At 65.2% G+C, this 21058-nt stretch carries 20 protein-coding genes; 10 read left to right on the plus strand and 10 right to left on the minus strand.

The features are described 5' to 3' along the window. The first annotated feature begins 343 nt into the window (after positions 1–343). Positions 344–1807 carry a CCA tRNA nucleotidyltransferase gene (locus ACLMAJ_RS26325; RefSeq protein WP_412016512.1) on the plus strand — a complete coding sequence of 488 codons (1464 nt, stop codon included), beginning with the start codon at positions 344–346 and terminating at the stop codon, positions 1805–1807. Between the two features lie 27 nt (positions 1808–1834). Here ACLMAJ_RS26325 and ACLMAJ_RS26330 read toward each other — a convergent pair whose 3' ends face one another. Next, positions 1835–2653 carry a hypothetical protein gene (locus ACLMAJ_RS26330; RefSeq protein WP_412016513.1) on the minus strand — a complete coding sequence of 273 codons (819 nt, stop codon included), beginning with the start codon at positions 2651–2653 and terminating at the stop codon, positions 1835–1837. A gap of 181 nt (positions 2654–2834) precedes the next feature. Here ACLMAJ_RS26330 and ACLMAJ_RS26335 point away from each other — a divergent pair, with 181 nt between their 5' ends. The 3 genes from ACLMAJ_RS26335 to ACLMAJ_RS26345 are packed head-to-tail and all read left to right on the plus strand — an operon-like array spanning position 2835 to position 5171. Further along, positions 2835–3590 carry a LamB/YcsF family protein gene (locus ACLMAJ_RS26335; protein WP_412016514.1) on the plus strand — a complete coding sequence of 252 codons (756 nt, stop codon included), beginning with the start codon at positions 2835–2837 and terminating at the stop codon, positions 3588–3590. A 13-nt stretch (positions 3591–3603) separates the two neighbouring features. Next, a complete protein-coding gene (locus ACLMAJ_RS26340; protein ID WP_412016670.1) occupies positions 3604–4320 on the plus strand; it encodes a 5-oxoprolinase subunit B family protein in 717 nt (238 codons plus the stop codon). Beyond that, positions 4317–5171, plus strand: coding sequence for a 5-oxoprolinase subunit C family protein (locus ACLMAJ_RS26345; protein ID WP_412016515.1), 855 nt, complete (start codon positions 4317–4319; stop codon positions 5169–5171). Before ACLMAJ_RS26340 ends, ACLMAJ_RS26345 begins: the two co-directional genes overlap by 4 nt. Before the next feature lie 15 nt (positions 5172–5186). Here the strand turns inward: ACLMAJ_RS26345 and ACLMAJ_RS26350 are convergent, their stop codons facing one another. Continuing rightward, complete coding sequence (locus ACLMAJ_RS26350; RefSeq protein WP_412016671.1) at positions 5187–6800, minus strand: DUF4185 domain-containing protein; 1614 nt, start codon at positions 6798–6800, stop codon at positions 5187–5189. Between the two features lie 164 nt (positions 6801–6964). On the opposite strand from ACLMAJ_RS26350, the gene ACLMAJ_RS26355 reads away from it, so the two are divergent. Beyond that, a complete protein-coding gene (locus ACLMAJ_RS26355; protein WP_412016516.1) occupies positions 6965–7561 on the plus strand; it encodes a hypothetical protein in 597 nt (198 codons plus the stop codon). Between the two features lie 5 nt (positions 7562–7566). Here the strand turns inward: ACLMAJ_RS26355 and ACLMAJ_RS26360 are convergent, their stop codons facing one another. Both ACLMAJ_RS26360 and ACLMAJ_RS26365 read right to left on the minus strand, forming a co-directional pair. Next, a complete protein-coding gene (locus tag ACLMAJ_RS26360) occupies positions 7567–8865 on the minus strand; it encodes an MFS transporter (RefSeq protein ID WP_412016672.1) in 1299 nt (432 codons plus the stop codon). Between the two features lie 541 nt (positions 8866–9406). After that, positions 9407–9868, minus strand: coding sequence for an NUDIX hydrolase (locus ACLMAJ_RS26365; protein WP_412016517.1), 462 nt, complete (start codon positions 9866–9868; stop codon positions 9407–9409). A 259-nt stretch (positions 9869–10127) separates the two neighbouring features. Here ACLMAJ_RS26365 and ACLMAJ_RS26370 point away from each other — a divergent pair, with 259 nt between their 5' ends. Together ACLMAJ_RS26370 and ACLMAJ_RS26375 are read left to right on the plus strand one after the other, a co-directional pair. Further along, complete coding sequence (locus ACLMAJ_RS26370; protein WP_412016518.1) at positions 10128–10919, plus strand: pirin family protein; 792 nt, start codon at positions 10128–10130, stop codon at positions 10917–10919. A 100-nt stretch (positions 10920–11019) separates the two neighbouring features. Further along, positions 11020–11508 carry a DUF4190 domain-containing protein gene (locus tag ACLMAJ_RS26375; RefSeq protein ID WP_412016519.1) on the plus strand — a complete coding sequence of 163 codons (489 nt, stop codon included), beginning with the start codon at positions 11020–11022 and terminating at the stop codon, positions 11506–11508. 4 nt (positions 11509–11512) lie between these two features. On the opposite strand, the gene ACLMAJ_RS26380 is transcribed toward ACLMAJ_RS26375, so the two are convergent. After that, positions 11513–12019, minus strand: a complete 507-nt coding sequence (locus ACLMAJ_RS26380) for a hypothetical protein (RefSeq protein ID WP_412016520.1) — start codon at positions 12017–12019, stop codon at positions 11513–11515. Positions 12020–12167: 148 nt separating this feature from the next. On the opposite strand from ACLMAJ_RS26380, the gene ACLMAJ_RS26385 reads away from it, so the two are divergent. The 3 genes from ACLMAJ_RS26385 to ACLMAJ_RS26395 all read left to right on the plus strand — a co-directional run bounded on the left by ACLMAJ_RS26385 (position 12168) and on the right by ACLMAJ_RS26395 (position 15508). Next, positions 12168–13019 (plus strand): Scr1 family TA system antitoxin-like transcriptional regulator, encoded by an 852-nt coding sequence (locus ACLMAJ_RS26385; RefSeq protein ID WP_412016521.1) that lies wholly within the window; start codon positions 12168–12170, stop codon positions 13017–13019. Between the two features lie 10 nt (positions 13020–13029). After that, positions 13030–13416: a DUF397 domain-containing protein gene (locus ACLMAJ_RS26390; protein ID WP_412016522.1), complete on the plus strand. Its 387-nt coding sequence runs from the start codon at positions 13030–13032 to the stop codon at positions 13414–13416. Between the two features lie 64 nt (positions 13417–13480). After that, positions 13481–15508 carry a M13 family metallopeptidase gene (locus ACLMAJ_RS26395; RefSeq protein ID WP_412016673.1) on the plus strand — a complete coding sequence of 676 codons (2028 nt, stop codon included), beginning with the start codon at positions 13481–13483 and terminating at the stop codon, positions 15506–15508. 24 nt (positions 15509–15532) lie between these two features. Here ACLMAJ_RS26395 and ACLMAJ_RS26400 read toward each other — a convergent pair whose 3' ends face one another. The 5 genes from ACLMAJ_RS26400 to ACLMAJ_RS26420 all read right to left on the minus strand — a co-directional run bounded on the left by ACLMAJ_RS26400 (position 15533) and on the right by ACLMAJ_RS26420 (position 20862). After that, positions 15533–16609: an ABC transporter ATP-binding protein gene (locus ACLMAJ_RS26400; protein ID WP_412016523.1), complete on the minus strand. Its 1077-nt coding sequence runs from the start codon at positions 16607–16609 to the stop codon at positions 15533–15535. A 28-nt stretch (positions 16610–16637) separates the two neighbouring features. Then, positions 16638–17966 (minus strand): ABC transporter substrate-binding protein, encoded by a 1329-nt coding sequence (locus ACLMAJ_RS26405; protein WP_412016524.1) that lies wholly within the window; start codon positions 17964–17966, stop codon positions 16638–16640. Between the two features lie 19 nt (positions 17967–17985). Then, positions 17986–18777: a carbohydrate ABC transporter permease gene (locus ACLMAJ_RS26410; protein WP_412016674.1), complete on the minus strand. Its 792-nt coding sequence runs from the start codon at positions 18775–18777 to the stop codon at positions 17986–17988. A gap of 75 nt (positions 18778–18852) precedes the next feature. Then, a complete protein-coding gene (locus ACLMAJ_RS26415; protein WP_412016525.1) occupies positions 18853–19779 on the minus strand; it encodes a carbohydrate ABC transporter permease in 927 nt (308 codons plus the stop codon). Between the two features lie 177 nt (positions 19780–19956). Beyond that, positions 19957–20862, minus strand: a complete 906-nt coding sequence (locus tag ACLMAJ_RS26420) for a L,D-transpeptidase (protein WP_412016526.1) — start codon at positions 20860–20862, stop codon at positions 19957–19959. Positions 20863–21058: the final 196 nt, after the last annotated feature.

Below are 21058 nucleotides of genomic sequence, written 5' to 3' on the forward strand. Positions count from 1 at the left end.
TTGTTTGGCGACGCCTTCGGCGTCGCGTGTTCGCGGCCCCCTTGGTCTCGCTTCCGAGCAGTCGAGACTCGCGCCTTCGGCGCATGCGCTTCGACTACTCGGAAGCGAGACGTGCCGCGAACTCTAGGGCTCGGTCTCGCTTCGCTCGGAAGACGGGGTCGTGGCGAGTGGGCGCTTTTGGTGGGGATGGTCGCGACCCTGATGGCTGCTTGCCACTGTCGTGCTGGACACGCGTGGGCAACAGTCGGAACGGCGCTGCTATGCGTAGGGCCTTATATATCTGGGGGTGCTGCGTGGGTTGCGCTGGAATATCGGTTGGCAGGGCTCGGTAAGCTGCTGATTCGTGGTTTCGCCCCAGTCTGAGGATGCAGTAGCGCAGGATCGACGTACCCGATTGCTAGCCGCGGCCGCGGTCACCCTCGGGAGGTTGTCCGACGTATTGACGCCGCTCGGTGAGTTGTTCGCTGCGCGCGGATATGAGCTGTACCTGGTCGGGGGCAGTGTGCGCGACGCGGTGCTCGGCCGACTCGGTACCGACCTGGACTTCACTACCGATGCGCGGCCGGAGCAGGTGCAGGAGATGCTGCGCGGCTGGGCCGATCATCTGTGGGATACCGGCGGCCTCGCGTTCGGGACGGTGAGCGCGGCGAAGGACGATCAGCAGCTGGAGATCACCACCTTCCGCAGCGAGGCCTACGATCGGGTCTCCCGCAATCCCGAGGTGACCTTCGGCGACTCGCTCGAGGGTGACCTGGTGCGCAGGGACTTCACGGTCAATGCGATGGCCGTGCGGATCGGGGCGGACGGATCGATGGAGTTCGTCGATCCGCTCGGTGGGATGGACGCGTTGCTGGCCGGGATGCTGGATACCCCTGCGGCGCCGGAGGATTCGTTCGGCGACGACCCGTTGCGCATGCTGCGGGCGGCCCGCTTCGTCGCGCAGCTCGGCTTCGAGCTGCATCCGAGGGTGCGCACCGCGATCGCCGCCATGGCCACCGAGATCGACCGGATCACCGTCGAGCGGGTGCGCACCGAGCTGGACAAGCTGATCGGCGCCGCGCATCCGATCGACGGCATCAACGTCATGTGCGAGACCGGGCTCGCACAGCGGGTGCTGCCCGAGGTACCGGAGATGAAGCTGGAGATCGACGAGCACCACCAGCACAAGGACGTGTACTGGCACTCGCTGACCGTGCTGGAGCAGGCCATCGACCAGGAAGACGGCGATCCCGATCTGGTGCTGCGCTGGGCCGCGCTGCTGCACGACATCGGCAAGCCTGACACCAAGCGCAACGAGGCGGGCGGCGGCGTCAGCTTCCACCACCACGAGGTGGTCGGCGCGAAGATGGTGCGCAAGCGGATGCGCGCGCTGAAATACCCCAAGCAGTTCACCGAGGACGTGGCCCGACTGGTGTTCCTGCACTTGCGTTTCCATGGCTACGGCAAGGGGCAGTGGACGGATTCGGCGGTGCGCCGATACGTCACCGACGCGGGCGATCTGCTGCCTCGCCTGCACAAGTTGGTCCGCGCCGACTGCACCACCCGCAACAAGCGCAGGGCCGCTGCGCTGCGCGCCACTTACGACGAGCTGGAATCGCGGATCTCCGCGCTGCGGGAGCAGGAGGATCTGGAACGGGTACGGCCGGATCTGGACGGCAACGCGATCATGGAATTGCTCGGCCTTTCCGCTGGTCCCGATGTCGGCAAGGCGTGGCGCTTCCTGAAAGAGCTGCGCCTGGATCGTGGACCGCTCAACCGCGACGAGGCCGAGGCCGCGCTGCTGGAATGGTGGAAGACGCAGGGCTGATTCGGCTGCGCCGGTTGATCGGGCGCGTCAGAAGATGATCAGCGTTGTTCCGGTGACGATGGCCGAGCGGATCTGCGCAAGATCGAACGACCCGGTGATCTGCGGCAGTTCGACCTGGAACCGGACCAGGTCGCCCTCGCGGCTCGCGTGCGCGATGCGCGCGTTGTTCGGCAGACTCTCGACCAGGACTTCGGGCGCGGTCAGCATTCGCAATGGCACTCGGATGCCGAGCCAGTTCGCCCTGCGAATTTCGACGGTGAGCAGGTTGTCGTGCACCTCGGCGTCCACCAGCGCGGTGATCAGCCTGCGCCGGTGCGTCGCCTTGATCAGCCCGCTCTCGGCGTCGACCCGTAGCTCCCAGTCGAGCGGCTGCGTATTCAGCCAGCCGACCAATGCTTCGGTGGTTACGGTGCCATCGAGGTCGAGTTGCTGGGTCCGCACTTTCGTCGGCACCCCGGGAATCAAGCGGACGCCGTGCGCGATCACGGTCACGGATTCGATCGGGTGATCGTCCCAGCGCATCCTGGACAACACCGTCTTGGTCTGGAAGTGCGCACCGCGACGACGAACCTTCAACACCTGCAACGTCGCGTGCAGATCGTGTCCGAGCAGCGTGGCGCTGACCTCCTGACCGCCGAACCGGCTCAGGATGCCCTCGCTGAGGACGGTCATCAGCACATCCGGCATCAGCGCTGTGACCGCGCCCGCGCCCAGGTCGGCCACCGGATCGACCCAGGCGGTGGTGAAGGATGCCCACTGCTCGAGCCAGGACTGGTCGAAAAAACGCTTGCCGAGATCGACGGCCCGTAATGGTGACCATGACGTCGGATCGAAATACGTGGCCATGATTGCTCTGAGGGTACTTGCCATCGGAGAACATGCCCATCCGAGCGGGCTCTGCCACGCGGGCGATTTTTCCGTGTCGACCAGGGGTGATGCCGCCCAGACGAGTACGGCGGCTCGAACGTGGCACGCTGAAGTGTGACGCAGGTCTTAGTTGGATCGACCGGATGCCGGAAGGAAGCACATGACGTTGGATCTGAACAGCGATCTCGGCGAGGGATTCGGCGCGTGGACGATGGGCGACGACGCGGCGATGCTGGACATCGTCACCAGCGCCAATATCGCCTGCGGCTTCCATGCCGGTGATCCGTCGATCATGCGCCGCACCTGTGCACTCGCCGTCGAGAAGGGCGTCCGGATCGGCGCGCACGTCGGGTATCGCGATCTCGCCGGATTCGGACGACGTGCGATCGCCATGGAACCGGCGCAGCTGCGCGATGAGGTGCTCTATCAACTCGGCGGTCTCGATGCGTTCGCGCGTGCCGCCGGTGACCGGGTGCGTTACGTGAAACCGCATGGCGCGCTGTATCACTCGGCGGCAGCGGAGCGAAAGCTAGCCGACGCGGTGCTTGCCGCGACGGTCGAATTCGATCCCGAGCTCACGCTGCTCGGACCGGCAGGCACTCACCTCGAGCGCGCCGCCGTCGACGCCGGGATACGTTTTGTCGGTGAGGGTTTCGCCGACCGTGCGTATACGCCGACCGGTGCCCTTGCCGCGCGAGGCGTGTCCGGCGCGGTGCTACAGCCGAACGAGGCTGTCGCCCAAGCGGTATCGATCGCGATGTCGGGTACGGTGCGGACCGTCGACAGGTCCCGGCAGGTACCGGTGTCCGCCTCGAGCATCTGCGTGCACGGCGATTCGCCTGCCGCGGTCGAGATGGCCGGACGCATCCGGGCCGCCTTGGACGATGTCGGCGTTCCGGTAGGGCCGTTCTGCTGAGGCCGGTGCCATGATGGATTCGGTTCTGAGCGAAACCCCTTCCGGTCCCGACCCGGATCGGCTGATTCGTGCGGCGGGCGACCGAGCCCTGCTGATCACTCCGATCGAGCATGCCGATATCGCGGAACTCGTCGCGGCATTGCGGCGTCGGCCGATCTCAGGTGTCCAAGACGTGCTTCCCACAGCGGAAACAATTCTGGTGACGCTGCTTTCGGTTCCGGACGCGCAACTGGTGCGCCGAGAGCTTGCCGCGCTCATAGCCCATCTGTATCAGTATGGGCGCAAGCGAGATTCGCGCATTGTTTCCCGTGGAACACTGCCGGATAGCGACATCGAGGACGACGCGGTGCTGATACTGGTCCGATACGACGGCGCCGATCTCGATGAGGTGGCGCAGTCGCTCGGGCTGAGCACCGCCGAGGTCATCGCCGCGCATACCGGAACGGTGTGGCGGTGTGCGTTCGTCGGGTTCGCTCCCGGCTTCGGCTATCTCGAGTCACCGGACGGTCGGCTGACAGTTCCGCGACGGTCAGCGGCGCGCACCACGATCCCCGCGGGCGCGGTCGCACTCGCAGGCGGGTACACCGCGGTGTACCCGCGCAGCACCCCAGGCGGCTGGCAGCTCATCGGCAGCACCGATCTGGAGATGTGGGACCCCGACAGGGATCCTCCCGCACTCATTCGGGCGGGAGCCGCAGTGCGATTCGTGGAGGCAGGCACGCGCCGATGATTGTCGTCGAACAGGTAGGGCCGCTGGCGACCATTCAGGATTTGGGGCGGCCGGGATGGTTCGATTCGGGTGTGGGGCCGGCCGGTGCGGCCGACCGCGCCTCGTTCCGACTGGCCAATCGACTGGTCGGCAATCCGGAGGCGTACGCGGGAATCGAAGTGCTGCTAGGCGGATTGGTATTGCGAGCCGACCGGCATCGCACCGTCGCGGTGACCGGTGCGCCCGCCCCCGCGACCGTCGACGGCACTCCGGTCGGACACGCGACGGTGCTGGAACTGGCCGCGGGACGAACACTTCGGCTCGGTCTCGCGGGCGCGGGTCTGCGTAGTTATGTCGCGGTGCGCGGAGGCATCGATGTGCCGCCCACGCTCGGCTCGCGCAGCCGCGACACCCTATCCGGAATCGGCCCTCGGCCACTGCGTTCCGGCGACCGGTTGCCGATCGGACCCGCGCCGCACACGCTTCCGAGTGTCGAGTTCGCCCCGATGGCCGAGATGAACACCGACACGCTGACGATCCGAGCCGTCCTCGGCCCACGTGACGACTGGTTCGTCGATGCCGGAGCACTTTTCGGTGGCGAGTGGACCGTATCGACCGATACCGACCGGGTCGGCGCCCGACTGGATCGGCATGCCGGTCCCCCACTGCGCCGCAGTGTCACGCACGAATTGCCTACCGAGGGTATGGCGCTCGGTTCGATTCAGGTGCCCCCGAGTGGTCAGCCGGTGGTGTTCCTCGCCGACCACCCCATCAGCGGCGGCTACCCGGTGGTCGCGGTCGTCGTGGATGCCGATATCGACGCCGTTGCCCAGGCGCGTCCTGGACAGGCTCTGCGGATCCATCGCGCCTGACCTCGAATTACGGCATCAGCGCGGCGGATTCAGCTCGGCGTGCATGAGATACACGTTGTAGCTGTCCCACGCCGAAATGGTGAAGTAGAGATCCTTCTCGGTCGACCACGGATGGATGAAGCCGCCGTAGGACTTCGGGTAATCGGTGGTCGAGACCAGCGGCACCGCGTCGGTCCACGCGCCCTGCGGCGACGCCGCCGAGCGCATCACGATGGCTCCTCGACCCGAATCCAGATAGACCATCTGCCATTGCCCCGACGCCTGGTCGAAGCGCACCGACAATTCACTGGCCATCCCGAGAACCAGTGGAGTGGCCTGATTTTCGGCGGCAGGCGCCCATGTCCCGCCGACCCAGTACTGGTAGGCCGACTTGTTGAGCACCTCGGCTTTGGGCACCCTGGCGAGCCCGATCACGCCGACGCGGCCGTTGGGGGTGCCGAACATGTAGACGTAATCGCCCTGCGGCACCATGGCCGCCACCTGGAAGCGACCGACCCCGAAGAAGTTGTCCCACTTGGCATGCTGATCTTTGGTCCAGGTGCGACCGTTGTCATCGGAGTAGGCGAGGCCACCGTAATTGGTCGACCACAATCCCGGGATCCTGCTCCAATTGTTCACCGACATATAGCTCATGTACTGGCGACTCCCGATCGCGAACCCGGAGGTCGGGATGGTGGTCGTCTCCCAATTCTTGATCTTGCGGCTGCCGAGAAGTTCGGCGGCGTGGCAGCGGCTGTCCTGCACCATCGTGTCGATGCTCAGGCCGTTGTCCAGGTCGTGGTCGGTGCTGTAGCCGAGCACGTTGCTTCGCCAATCCTGGTTTTCGCCACCGGCGCCACTACCGCCCCAGCCGGTGCCGAAGGTGTCGCCGAAGACCACGGCGACCTCACCCGGTTTCGTTTCCCACATCAGACCGAGATCGGTGCCGTCGACCTGCCAGCGCATGTCGGTGCGGTTCGGTGAACCGTGCCCGGTCAGCTGCTCGACCAGCCGCACCGAGTCAACCCGTGGCGTGGCGACCGCCGCGCTGAGCGGACCGGGCTCCGCCGGGTGCACCGCCGGCGGCGGCGCGGCCTGCGGCGGATCGCCCTCACCGCCGGGTACCGGGATGGGAATGGGCTCGATCTCGGGCTTGATCTCGATGCGCGGCAGCACGATCGGCTCACCCCAGCCGGAGCCGCTTCCGGAGCCCGATCCGGAACTCGAGCCAGTGTTCGGCGCGGGGGCGGTCTCCGGTGCCGCGCCCGGATGCGGCTCGGGATCGGTTTCGCTTGCCGGTTCCTGTGGTTTGGGCGAGTCGCGAATATCCGGGCACGGATTTCCACACGGGTCAGCGGGCAGCGGCACCGGATCGATCCTGGTGTTGTCCTGTGGCGGATCGGGCACCGGGACCGGTGTGAGTTGCGGAATCGGTATCGGGATATCGATCTGCGGCGGCAACAGCACTGGTGGTGGCGGTGGGGCGTTCGGGTCCGGCTCCCGGGCGAGTGGATCGAAGCCGGTCTCGCCGCAGCTGTTCACCGGTGGCGGCGCCCACGGATGCGGCGCCGCGCGAACGACGGGCGCAGACGCCACCAGCAGTCCGGCAACGAGCACGCCGAACAACGCGGGAGTGTAGGGAGGGGGCATGCCGATTCGGGATGTCACCTTCACCGTGGTTCTGTCGTCACTTCGCGGAGGCGGGCCGGAACGCTCGCGACCTGTTCGACAGAAATCTCATGTTTTGTTGCCTCCCTGTCGAATCGGGTCGCCGGAAGATCAACTTACCGGACCACGGTGTCCGAATGCGGGACGTGAGCGAATTGAATCGATACCGCACCGAAGGGAACCGAAAGCAGGCCCGCTGCGTCCAAAAAGATATGAACGAGATCGAGTACGTGTTCGGAACGGGCGACGGCACGGTCCATATCTGGTCGACCGAGGCGGATTTGGAGCTGGCACGCTCCGGCATCGCCGATGCTCTGCAATTGGATTTCGACGGCGACGGCCTTACCGATGATGCGCTATGGGATTCCCACGGCACTGGAATCGCCGACGTATCGGCGCTCGATTTGGACGACGACGGCGTCCTCGATCATTTCTATACCGACCCCTCCGGCCTCGGTACCTGGAATCACCTTGTCACCGGCGCGGCGTCCGATGCGGGCAGCGAGCAGCTCGCGTGGATCGAGCGAAGTGGTGCGGAGGAGGAACTCGGTACGGCGTCGCAACACGTTCTCGACCAAGGGCTGGGCAACGAGGAATCGGACTCCGGCGCGCCGCTCGAACATCCGACGGCGTGGTCGGATCCCCTGGCACCGTTCGACCAGGTCGGCGCATTGCACGACCAGCGCGCCGCAGCGGGCGACCATGTCACCGAGCAACTGAATGTCGACGACGGCACGCGGTGAGCCGTTCAGCCGGTTATCGGCTTACGCCGTGAATTGAGTGCGATGGCCGCTATTCCGGCGCAATATATTCCGGCGCCCGTCACCACAACGGCAATCGAGCGCCCGTCGGCAGGGATCACCAGCGCGGTGAGTGCGATCGCCAGCACGAACCCAATGTTGAAGACCGTGTCCTGTAGTGCGAATACCTGACCGCGCCTGGTGTCATCGATATCGATCTGCATGGTCGCGTCACCCGTCAGTTTGATCGTCTGTCCCGCCAATCCGAACAGGAACGCACCGACGAGCAGCAATTGATGTGCGCGATGTGCGCCGGGCCCTGCCTCGGCAACCGCGGTCGGCATGACAAATGCGAATTGGACGAGCGTCGCGGTCAGCAGCCCCGCGATCACCGTCCTCGGCCTACCGAGCCGAGGTATCAGCACCGGTGCGACGATCGCCGCGAGCAGCATCCCCGCCGCGGCGGCGCCGATGGCGACCCCGAAACGTGTCAGCCCATTGTTCATGGTGCTGCCGTCGGCCGGAGCCTGGCGCAGTACCAGCACCATGATCAGCGTGTTGGTGCCGAACACGATCCGGTGCGCGCCGATACCGAGCATCGCGGTGGTGACATGAACCGATCCCCAGACCGCCGCGGCCCCGTGGCGCAGACCGGTGGCGATCGCACGTACCGCGCTCTCCTTGGCCATCGCCCCAGGATCCGGGCCGAGCACCCTGGCATCGAACCCCGCGGCAAGGACAGCACCGATCACCGACCAGATGCCACTGATCGCCACCGCGAGCGCCGAGGCGGCATCCCCCGCGCCGATCAGGCCGATGATCGATACCGCCGCCGCGGCACCGATGCCCGCACAGGCCGAAGCGAACGTGGCGAGCACCGAATTGGCGGGTACCAGCCAATACTCGTCCAGCACCCGCGGCAGCGCCGCCGACACGCCCGACAGCACGAATCGACTGATCCCGACCACCGCGAGCGCAAGCAACAGCAGCGGCTTCTCGCCCGCACCGGCAAGCAATCCGAGACTGACCGCACCGATCAAGATCGCCCGCAGCACATTCGCCACCAGCAACACCGCGCGCCGATCCCAACGATCGAGCAGCGCCCCCGCATACGGACCGATCAGCGAATACGGCAGCAAAAGCACCGCGAAGGCCGCCGCGATCGCGAGCGGATCGGTTTCCCGCTCGGGATTGAACAGAATGGCCCCCGACAAAGCCGCCTGGAACATGCCGTCGCCGAACTGACCAGCGAACCGCACCAGCGCCAACCGCAGCACGCCGGGACTCTGGCTCAACGCGCTCCGCAGCGATAAGTGTCGCTGGGCCGCGGGCACAGAGCTCTCGGAGCGACCACCAGACACGGTGTTGATTTTGCAGCGCCCGCGGCGCCGCGTGTTCGGGGGGCTGTGTTTTTTGGCGACGCCCGCGGCGTCGCGTGTTCGCGGCCCCCTTGGTCTCGCGTCCGAGCGTCCGAGACTCGCGCCTGCGGCGCATGCGCTTCGGACGCTCGGACGCGAGACGGGCCGCGAACTCTAGTGCTCGGTCTCGCTTCGCTCGGAATACGGGGTCGTGCCTAGTGGGCGCGTACATGGGGACCGTTGCGACTTTGGGTGGAGCGCTGCAAAGCGGTCGGATGTGGGATCACCGTGACTGGTTGTGGCGCGTGAGTGGGGACGTTGCGGCTTTGGTGGAGCGCTGCAAAGCGGTCGGATGTGGGATCACCGTGACTGGTTGTGGCGCGTGAGTGGGGACGTTGCGGCTTTGGTGGAGCGTTGTGATCGGTCGGATGCGCGATCGGTCGTGGCGCGTTGGTGGGGATGGTCGCGACTTTGTTGGATGCGCTCGAGGTCAGGAAAGGTGGACCAGCATGCTGACTGTTTCTCGCATGTCGGGGGCCATCGGGAGGTTGTCCAGGGCGGTAGCGTCGATCCATGCGTGGGCGTCGTGCTCGCCGGGAGCCAATGCCACCTGGCCGGGCTCCGCTTCCACCACGAAGCTGTACTTGCGCACCCTGGACTTGGTTCTGGTGGCGTAGTCGAACCCGCCGAGGAAGTCGGTTATGGCGCGCACTCGCAGGCCGGTCTCCTCGAACAGCTCACGTACCACGCACTCGGCGAAGGTTTCGCCTGATTCGACTCCGCCGCCGGGTAGTTCGTACATCCCGCCGCGGTAGTCGTCGGGTACCCGGCGCACTACCAGGAGTTTGCGGTCGCGGAACACGGCGACGCCGATGACGAAATCGGAGATGCCGTCCCGGCGCGCCGCGTCGCGCAGGTGGCGTTCGATGTCGGCGAGCTCGTCTGGTCGCATCTGGTCGTCACCTCCGGTTCCGTTGTGGCACAACATGTTATGAGGGCGGCAACCGGGTGGATAGCCTTCCCGATTCGGTGTCGGGCCGGTCGGAACAATGAGGCGACCTACCGGTTGGTTCTGCTCGCCTGCCGTTCACCCGCTGGTCGCTCGCGTAAAATGCCGGTGCAGGACAATTTACTAGGAATTCGGAGTACCGCGACTTAAGTGCTCCTACCCTGAAAGGCGATCGGTGCACGGTCCCGAGAGGAGGGCCACGATGTCCACACTCACGACACCACACATCGATGTCCATCGTGGCGGCGACCGCATGAAAACGCGCGTGTCCTGGCTGGATTCGAAGCACTCGTTCTCCTTCGGTGAGCACTACGATCCCGATAACACTCACCACGGCCTGCTGCTCGTCAATAACGAGGACATCGTTCGCCCCGGTCAGGGCTTCGAAACCCATCCACATCGGGACATGGAGATCGTGACCTGGGTGCTCGGCGGCAGCCTGGTGCACCAGGATTCGCTCGGCCACAGCGGCATCATCTACCCAGGTCTCGCCCAGCGGATGAGCGCGGGCACCGGCATCCTGCACTCGGAGAAGAACGACTCGTGGCGCCTGGAGGGCAATGGCGCCGAACACGATGAGCCCGTGCATTTCGTGCAGATGTGGGTGGTGCCCGATGAGCCGGGGCTGGATCCGGGCTATCAGCAACTCGAGATCGACGATGTACTGGCGGGCGGCGGCCTGGTGACGGTGGCCTCCGGTCTGTCGCGCTACCGCGATAAGACCGCCATCGCGATCGCCAGCAGCCATGCCGCATTGCACGTGGCCAGGATGGCGGCCGGGGAGCCCGCGGAGACCGAGCAGGCGATCGACCTGCCCGACGCGCCTTATCTGCATCTGTTCGTCGCGCGCGGCGAGGTCGAGATGGAAGGTGTCGGCCCGCTCTACGAGGGGGACGCGGTCCGCCTGACCAGGTCCGGTGGCCAGCGGGTGATCGCGCGCAGGCCCTCGGAGGTGCTGGTATGGGAGATGCACGCGCGCCTCGGCGCGCAATGAGGTACGAGCGGCATTCGCGGCATTAACATCCCAGAGTAGGGAGCGCGATCAGTAGGGGACTGCCGTGTGCGCACGCCCCCGCAGGACTGAGAGGAAGTCCATGTCGCAATATCCACCGCCGGGCCAATATCCACCGCCGGGCCAGTACCCACCGCCGGGTCCCTACCAGGGCCAGCCCAACTATTGGCAAGAGTCGCCCAAGGGCAAGGGCCTGGCGATCACCACACTGGTGCTCGGCATCATCGCCATCCTGAGCTGTTGGACCCTGGTCGGCGGCTACCTCTTCGGCACCCTCGCGATCATCTTCGGCCTGATCGCGTTCGCGAAGACACGTTCGGGCGCGGCGGGCGGCACTGGCATGGCCGTCACGGGTCTGATCCTCGGCGTGATCTCTTTGGTCGCCGCGATTCTGCTGTCGATTGTCGGCTGGAGTTTCTTCGTCAATTCCGGCGGCAAGGACTTCCTGGACTGTGTGAACAAGGCGGGCGACGATCAAACCAAGGTCGACCAGTGCGCGCGGGACTGGAATCCGACGCTGGAGAACAAATACAGCGTGACCATCACGCCCCCGCCCGCACCGACCCGCTGACCCCTCAGCGGCCGGCGCAGGCCCGGGTCGCGGCGACCACCTCGGCGAGTTCGGGGCGAAAGTCGCACTCGGGCGGCGCGATCCACGTTCGGTAACCGCTGTGTTCGTCCGCCGGTGAGGGCAGCACGATGTTGCTGCCCGGCAGCGCGACCGAGGCGCAGACCCGGAACAGGTCCGAAAACAGGGCCGTATCCAGGTAGGAGTTGTCGGTGGGGCCGGTAAGGAAGGTCCAGCGGCCCGAGCGCGGATGCGCGATGATCGGACCGTTTCGCTCGGCGAGGCGCTCGCGCACCGGCCCGCCGAGCACCGCGGGCATCACCACCGCGCCGACCGCGCCCACTTCCAGCATGATTCGCCCGAGCACCGGATCCACCACACCGTAGAGCCTGTGGTCCTTGCGGTAGCAACGGCAGCGTGCGATGGCGTTCTGGATCGCCGCGAAATCCTGCGCGGCCGTCAGCGGCTGGACGCCGGGTCTTCCGGACAATCGGGGGCTACCTGAGATGCTCATGACGAACCTCGCCTCGATGCTCAATGGATCGAAATGAAGGTGGATCGAAATGAATCGTGGAACGGCCGCTGAATCCGACCCTAGACCTGTGCAACATGCTTGACAATAGTCACACGCCGGAGACTCGAGCGGCGTACCATCGCCTGTCATGGCACCCGCCTCGCCGACGGTTGCCCGCTGGGAGCTGGTGCTTCGCCTGCGCGAGCTACGCGAACAACGGGGCTTCGATTCGGCCACCTTCGCCAAACGTGTCGGCTTCACCGCGGCCAATTGGTCGCACGTGGAGAAGGGCCGCCGTGTATTGACCGGCAAAACCATCGGCCCGGTGCTGGAATTGCTCGAGGTCGACGCCGAGGAGCGCGCCGAATTACTCGCTCTGCTCGAGGCCAGCAAACAGCGCGGTTGGTGGGCGAAATCCGCCGCGCTGATCGGCCCGGAGTTGCAGCGGCTCTACGGTATGGAGTCCGGCGCGCAGAGCATTCGCAGTTACGACAGCCTGGTCGTGCCCGGCCTGCTGCAGACCGAGGACTATGCCCGCGCGCTCATCAGCGCCGACGTGATGATCCGGCCGGTGCAGGTCGAGCAACTCGTCGCCATCCGAATGCGTCGCCAGGAGCGGTTGCGCGACAGTGACCCGATCGAGCTGACCGCCGTGATCGGCGAGGGCACCCTGCTACAGCAGACCGGTGGACCGAAGGTGCTCTACGGACAGCTCGAGCATCTGGCCGCGCTCATCGCCGAACTCGACACCATCGAGGTGCGGGTCATCCCGTTCGCCGCTACCGCGGGGGCGGTACTCGGCGGTTCGAGTTTCCATCTGATCGATTTCGAGGGCGAGCAGCTGCCGACCTTCGGCTGGGCGGAGAGCACCGTGTTCGGTGGTGCCGTCGACGACCCCGAAATGGTGCGAGATCTGAGCTTCGCGTACGTGCGCGCATTGGAGCAATCGCTGGACCGTGCTGAGTCATTGGCCCTGATCAGCAGGTATGCCGGAGTGTAAAATTCTGCCCATGGCCACCATTGCTACCTCCCGGTCGGTTTTTACCGGCTGGTTCACATCGACTCGATCCAACAACGGCAACCAATGTGTCGAGGTTTGTTTCGATGGTGACGCGGTTCTCATCCGTGACAGCAAATACCGCCGCGATCCGGCCAGCCGCCCGGCCGAAGAGCCCATCATCATCGTCACCGCGAGCGAATGGACCTCGTTCCTCGACACCCTCGACCCCGGCCGCAGCCACAGCGATCCGACCGCGATCACCACCACCGTCGCCGATGCCGGCCACACCACGCTGCGCTGCGGCGATATCACCCTCACCTACACCCCCGAAGAGTGGACCGCCTTCCTCGCAGGCGTCCGCGACGGCGAATTCAACCGCGCCGACGTGTCGGTCTGAGCCACTCCCCCTGGCCGCACCCTGGCCGGGCGACCCTCGGCGCCCGATCGCTCGGATCGGCATACTGGATATCGTGACTTCCGAGCTGACCAGTCCTTCCGGCATTGATCTGTCCTACCTCGACGCGGGCGTGCGCGTGCAGGACGACCTGTTCGCGCACGTCAACGGCGCGTGGCTCGATACACACCAGATACCGGCCGATCGTGCGGTCGACGGTGCCTTCCGGACGTTGTACGACCAGTCGGAGCAGGATGTCCAGACGATCATCCAGGACGCCGCGGCATCGAAATCCGAGCCGGGCAGCGATGCCCGCAAGATCGGTGATCTGTACTCGAGCTTCATGGACACCGAGGCCGTCACGGCCGTCGGGCTCGCGCCGATCGCGATCGAGTTCGCGGCGATCAAGGAGGCCACCGACCGAGGTGCTTTCGCCGCTCTGCTCGGCCGATTGCAGCGCACCGGCGTCGGCGGCGCGCTCGGCTGCTACGTCGACACCGACGACAAGGACTCCAACCGCTATCTGGTGCACGCGACTCAGTCCGGGATCGGCCTGCCCGACGAGTCCTACTACCGTCAGGACGAATTCGCCGAGATCCGCACCGCGTACATCGCGCACATCGGCCGCATGTTCGCACTGGCCGCCGCCGATCCGCAGCTCGCGGGCCTGCTGCCCGACGACCTGGGCACCGTCGGCCAGCGCGTGTTCGAGCTGGAGCGCAAACTCGCGGCCGGGCACTGGGATGTGGTGCGGCGCAGGGACGCCGAACTCGGCTACAACCTCACCACCTTCGACGCGCTCACAGCCGACTACCCCGAATTCGATTGGGCCGCGTGGACCTCGGCCCTCGCCGACGGCGTCACGGCATCGGGACCCGAGCTTTTCGCGGAACTGGTCGTACGCCAGCCGGACTATGTGCGTACCTTCGCGCAGACCTGGGCGACGGAGTCGACCGCGGACTGGCAGGCATGGGCCGCATGGCGGGTGATCCGCTCGCGCGCTGCGTACCTCACCGACGCGGTGGTCGAGGAGAGCTTCGACTTCTTCGGCCGCACCCTCACCGGTGCGCAGGAGAACCGGGAACGCTGGAAGCGCGGTGTCTCGCTGGTGCAGGACCTGCTCGGCGAGGCTGTCGGCAAAATCTATGTGGCCGAGCACTTCCCGCCGGAGGCCAAGGCGCGCATGGTGGAGCTGGTCGCCAACCTACAGGAGGCCTACCGGCGCAATATCGCCGATCTGGCTTGGATGAGCCCCGCCACCAGGGCAGCCGCATTGGCGAAGCTGGAGAAGTTCACGCCGAAGATCGGCTACCCGGACAAGTGGCGCGACTACTCCGATATCGTCATCGATCCCGCCGATCTGGTTGGCAACTACCGACGCGGCTACGCCGCCGATCACGACCGCGACATGAACAAGCTCGGCGGCCCCGTCGACCGTGACGAATGGTTCATGACACCCCAGACGGTGAACGCCTACTACAACTCGGGAATGAACGAGATCGTCTTCCCCGCAGCGATTCTGCAGCCGCCGTTCTTCGATATGCACGCCGACGACGCCGCCAACTACGGCGGAATCGGTGCGGTCATCGGCCACGAGATCGGGCACGGATTCGATGATCAGGGCGCCAAGTACGACGGCGACGGCAACATGATCGACTGGTGGACCGACGACGACCGCACCGAATTCGGCAAGCGGACAAAGGCTCTGATCGATCAGTACAACGCGCTCTCGCCGAAGGAACTTTCGGACGAGCACACCGTCAACGGCGAGTTCACCATCGGCGAGAACATCGGCGACCTCGGCGGGCTTTCCATCGCGCTCGCGGCCTACAAGATCTCGCTGGCGGGCGGCACTGCCAGGGAGATCGACGGGCTCACCGGCCTGCAACGTGTCTTCTTCGGCTGGGCCCAGGTGTGGCGCACCAAGGCCCGCACCGAGGAAGCGATCCGCCGCCTCGCCATCGACCCGCACTCTCCGCCCGAATTCCGCTGCAACGCAGTGGTGCGCAATATCGACAGCTTCCACGAAGCCTTCGACGTCAAGCCCGGCGACAATTTGTACCTGGAACCGGCCGAACGCGTTCGTATCTGGTAGGCATCCGAGGCGAACGGGGCCGACTCAGCACAGGCGCAGCTCGGTGGCCCCGTCGAAGAAGAAGATCTCGTCGAGCTTGGGACGCAGCCGCAGGTGATCTCCGAGTGCGACCTGGAAGCGGCGGTCGACACGGGCAACCACCTTGCCCGAGCGGCTGTTCCACTCCTCGGTGATGCCGTGGCTGTAGATGAAGGACTCGGCGCCGAGCTCCTCGAGCAGTTCGGCGGCGACCGCGAGGCTGTCGGGCTCGGTGGTGACTTCCCAGGATTCGGGGCGAACGCCCACGACAACGCGGTCGGTCTGCACGCTGTGCGGCAAGGGGATTCGCAGATCACCGAGGACCGCCGCGTTGTCGCGCACCGGCGCGTCGAGCAGGTTCATGCCCGGTGAGCCGATGAAGCCCGCGACAAAGGTGTTCACCGGGTTGTCGTAGAGCTCACGTGGCGCGGCGATCTGCTGCAGCTTGCCGTCGCGCAGCACCGCGACCCGGTCACCCATGGTCATGGCCTCGACCTGATCGTGGGTGACGTACACCGTGGTTGTCCCGAGCCGCTTCTGCAGGGCCGCGATCTGCGATCGAGTGCTCACCCGCAGCTTCGCGTCCAAGTTGGACAGCGGCTCGTCCATGCAGAACACCTGCGGGCGACGAACGATGGCGCGGCCCATGGCGACTCGCTGGCGCTGGCCGCCGGACAGTTTCGCGGGCTTGCGATCGAGCAGCGGTTCCAGCTCCAGCATCCTGGCCGCCTCTTGGACCTGAACCATGGTGTCGGCCTTGCTCATACCAGTATTGCGCAGGGCGAAGCCCATATTCTGCGCGACGGTCATGTTCGGGTAGAGCGCGTAACTCTGGAACACCATCGCCACATCGCGGGCCCGCGGCGGCAGCCCGGTGACATCCTTGCCGCCGATCAGGATTCGGCCCGACTCGACCGACTCCAGCCCGGCGAGCATCCGCAGACTTGTCGACTTGCCGCAGCCGGACGGGCCGACGAGGACGATGAATTCCCCGTCCGCGATATCGATGTCGAGGCTATCGACAGCAGGCGTCGGCGCGCCGGGATACAGATGCGTCACCCCGTCGAAGTGCACTGTTGCCATGCTGTCGATCTCCTGTCCGTTCGGCGAACTACTTGGGCAGCTTCGGAGTGATCTGCCGGTCGATAATGGCTTGTAGCTGACTGGCGACATTGGCGAAAGCCGTGGCCGGGTCCGCGTTCTGGAGCCCGATCTGCTCCAGCCCTGTCCCGATGATCTGATCGCCGCCCGGCACGAACACCCGCGCGTAGTCCTGTGACTTGGTCACCGAAAGCTGCTCGATGGCTACCTTCGAGTTCGGGCTCTTCGCAAGGAAGTCCTGCTCGCTCGGGTCGGTGACGGCCGATTTGCGCACCGGCATGTACCCGGTGCCCTGCGAGAAGTACGCGGTGTTAGCGGAATTGGTGATGAACTCGATAAATTTCAGCGCGTTCACCTTTCGCTGATCGGAGATGCGCGCGGGCACGGCAAGCCCCGCGCCACCGGTGGTGACGCCCGGCCCGTTCGGGTGCGGTAGGAACGCGGTGCCGAATTGCAGCTTGCCCTCGGCGTTCTTCTGGATACCCTTCAGGTCGCCGGTGGAGGCGATGGTGGAGGCGATCACACCGGTGCCGAAATCGACGGCGATCTGCGGCTTGATGCCCGCGTACTTCTTGGTGTGGATCATGTCGCGCAGGAACTGGCCGGCCGCAATGGTTTTGGGGTCGGTGAACTTCAGGGTCCACTGATCGGAGTAGGCGCCGCCGAAGGTCCAGTTGGGGCCCTGGAAGGTCCAGGCCAAGTAGTTCTTGGCATCGCCCCAGCCGTGCGCGAGCTTGCCGTCGCCGACGACCTGCTGCAGCTTCGGGCCCCACTCGTCGAATTCCTGCCAGCTCTGCGGACCGCGGTCCGGCAGACCGGCCTTCGACCACACGTCCTTGTTGTAATAGAAAAGTGGCGTCGAGCGGGCGTAGGGCAGTGCGTAATGCTTGCCGTTGAACACATAGTCCGCGGCCAGCGAATCGACATAGTCGTCGAGCTTTACTCCGGCCTCGCCGAAATGGCCGTCCAGTGGCTCGATGGTGCCGTTGAGCGCGTAGTTGAACCACCAGACATCCGACAGCACAACAACATCCGGCAGCTCGCCGCCGGAAAGGGCCGCGTTGAACTTCTGCGACACTTCCTCGTAGTTCTTGCCAGCGTCGACCAGATTGACCTTCAGGTCCGGGTGCTCGGCCTGGAACCGGTTGATCAGCTCGGCCTCGAGTTCCTTCGAGGTGCCAGGGTGATTCGACCAGAAGGTGATGGTGTTGGCGTCGCCGGACTGCTTGCCGCCACCGCCGCTGCCCGCACACGCGGTGAGCGCCGCACCCGCGGCGACCGCGCCGGCCAAGCCGATGAATCCGCGCCGCGACAGTGCGGGGAATTGTGAAGTGGACACGTGGTATCTCCTATATCGGCTAACCCTTGACCGCACCCGAGGTGAGGCCTTTGATCATGTGGCGCTGAAGCAGCAGGAACACCAGCAGAATCGGCAGCATCGTGAGCAGCGTGCCCGCCATCACCGGCCCCCAGTTGGTGACGCTCGGGTTCTCGGTGTTCTGCAGCAGGGTCAGGCCGACCGGCAAGGTGGCGACCGTGGTGTCGTCGGCCATCAGGAATGGCCAGAGGTATTCGTTCCATTCGCTGACCAGCGTGACAACGGCGAACGCGACCATGGTCGGCCCGGACATCGGTAGCACCACCCTGGTGAGCAGCCGCCACCAGTTGGCGCCGTCCATCCTGGCCGCCTCGATCACCTCGGCCGGTAGCGAGAGGAAATGGTTGCGCATCAGGAAGGTGCCGAATGCGACGCCGCAGAGCGGAATGATGATGCCCTGGAAGGTGTTTCGCCAGCCCAATTGTGCGATCAGTGCGTAGTTGGAGATCACGGTGATCTGGTTGGGCACCATCAGCGCGGCGATGATGACGAGGAAAACCACGTTCTTGCCTGGAAAGCGCAGGAACACCAGCCCGTAGGCACTGAGGATGCCGAGCACGAACTTCACTGCGGCGATGACACCGGTGACGAGCAGCGAGTTACGCAGGAACGTCCAGAACGGCAGCGTGGTGGTGGCTTCCTCGTAGTTCTCCGGATGCCAGCTGTGCGGCCAGTACACCGCGGGCTGGGTGTAGATGTCCGGACGCGCCTTGAACGAGGTGATGATGATCCAGAACAGCGGAACACCGACGATGATCAGCACGCACAGCATGGCGGCGTAGCCGAGCACCTTCACGAGCAATTGCCGCTTCTGGTACGAAGACGTGGTCGGGCCAACGTATTTCACTCACTCGCCCCGATCCATGATCCGCACCTGGATCAGCGTGATGGTCAGCAACACCAGGAACATGATGGTGGCAACCGTCGCGCCGTATCCGGCACGGAAGTTGCGGAAGGATTCCTCGTAGACCTGGTAGACCATCGTCGTGGTCCCGGTGCCGAGTGGTCCCCCTCGTGTCATCACGTTGATGATGTCGAAGACCTGCAACGAGTTCAGCAGCACTGTGATGGACAGGAAGAACGTGGTCGGGCGCAGCTGCGGCAGTAGAACTTTGGTGAAGGTGGTCCACCGGCTCGCGCCGTCCATCTCGGCAGCCTCCATCAGATCGGCCCGAGTGCCTTGCAACGCGGCAAGATAGATGACGAAGGTGTAGCCGAGGTTCTTCCAGATGTAGGTCACCGTCACCATGAACATCGCCCAGTGTGGGTCCTGGTAGAAATCGGGAACCTTGTCGACGCCGATGCGGTGCAGCACATCCTGGACCAGGCCGAAGCTGGGGTCGAAGATGAACTGGAACGCCACACCGATGGCGGCGCCGGAGATCACGAACGGTGCGAAGATCGCCGAGCGGACGATATTGCGGCCGAAGAGCTTACGGTCGAGCAGCAGTGCGAGCGCGAGGCCGAGGACCATGCTGCCGACGACGGCGGCGAGGGTGAAAACCACTGTGTTGGTGACGATCTGCCAGGAATCCGACCGGCCCCACCACTCGCGGTAGTTGTCCAACCCGATATAGGTGACGAAGGGGTCGGAGATGTTCCAGTCGGTGAAAGACAGCCGGATGTTGTCCAGCAGTGGGCGATAGACGAACAGCGTCAGCAGCGCGAGATTCGGTACCAGCAGCACCGCGAACAGCGCGTAGTCCTGCCACGGCCGACCTCTTAGACCGCGACCTCGGGGCTGCGGAAGTACTCGCTCGGGACTGGATCGCACAGCGCGCACTCTACGGATACGAGCAAACGACCGGTTAACATCAACCGCCGCCCCGCTGAACTTTCCGAACACCGACCAAGTGAAGCAAAAGCCGAACACTACGTCGGACTTTTGCCCGAATTGATCGTAGTGTTCGGCTTTCGGCTCGTTTGGGGGCGGGCGAAGGTGAGGGCTAGCTCAGGCGTTCCAGTCGCCAAAGCCGTCCCGGGAGTTGAGGGTGCCGCCGTTGGTGTTCTGGACGATCACCGGGTCGCCCTTCTTGGTGTTCTCCATGAACCACTTGGCGTTCTCGGTGCTCACGTTCAGGCAGCCGTGGCTGGCGTTCGAAACACCCTGCTGGCCGACCGACCACGGCGCGGCGTGCACGAAGATGCCGCTGTTGGAGATCCGTGTCGCGTACTCGACCTCGAGCTTGTAGCCCTCGGGGTCGGTGGTCGGGACGCCGTAGGTGGACGAATCCATCGTCATCTTGCGCAGCTGCTCGCCGACGTAGTAGATGCCGTTCGGGGTCTCGTGCTTGGTCTTGCCCATCGAGGTCGGCATTTCCTGCACGACCTCACCGTTGAGCGTGATCGTGATGGTGTGCGTGGTGTCGTCGGCGGTGCTGATCAGCGCGTCGCCGATCCGGAAGGCGCTGCGGGTTTCCCCGGCCTGCACGGTCACGTCGGTGTTGGCCGGCCAGAAGTCGTTCGGCCGGAAGCGCACCTGCTTGTCGTTGAACCAGGTGAAGTGACCGGGCGCCGCGTTCGACGAGGTGACCTGGATGGCCTTCTCGGCGGTGGCGTGATCGGTGACCGGGTCCTGGAAGTTGATGATGATCGGCTGCGCGATACCGACGGTCTCGCCGTCGGCGATGTTGATCGACGGCGGCGCGAAGTTCGGCTTCGTCGTCGGATCGGTGGCCGCGGCGGATGAAGAGCCGCTTCCGCCGGGCAGCAGTGGAGCGGCTTCGGCGGGCGCGACCAGTACGGCACCGGCCGTCGCGATCGCCGCGGACAACAGGACGCCCTGCCTGATCCGCCGGGCTAGCTGCGCCCTCCGGTCCGAAGATGGCAACGACCTGGTGTTCAAAGCGACATGCATAGGTTTCTCGTCCATTCCATATCTCGATCCGCGTAGCGGAAGGAGATCTTTCATAGGCGCGGAGCCTCTGGAGGCACCCCACGAATGTGTCGCGGAACCAAAGAGGCGGTCCCGCGGTGAAGCGCGGAGCCCATAACATTGCTCCGCGGGGATTTTGACGCACCCGCCCCTGAGGTCCATTCCTACCGTCGGGCGC

The sequence above is a fragment of the Nocardia arseniciresistens genome, from assembly GCF_046764875.1.
GTDB lineage: Bacteria > Actinomycetota > Actinomycetes > Mycobacteriales > Mycobacteriaceae > Nocardia > Nocardia arseniciresistens.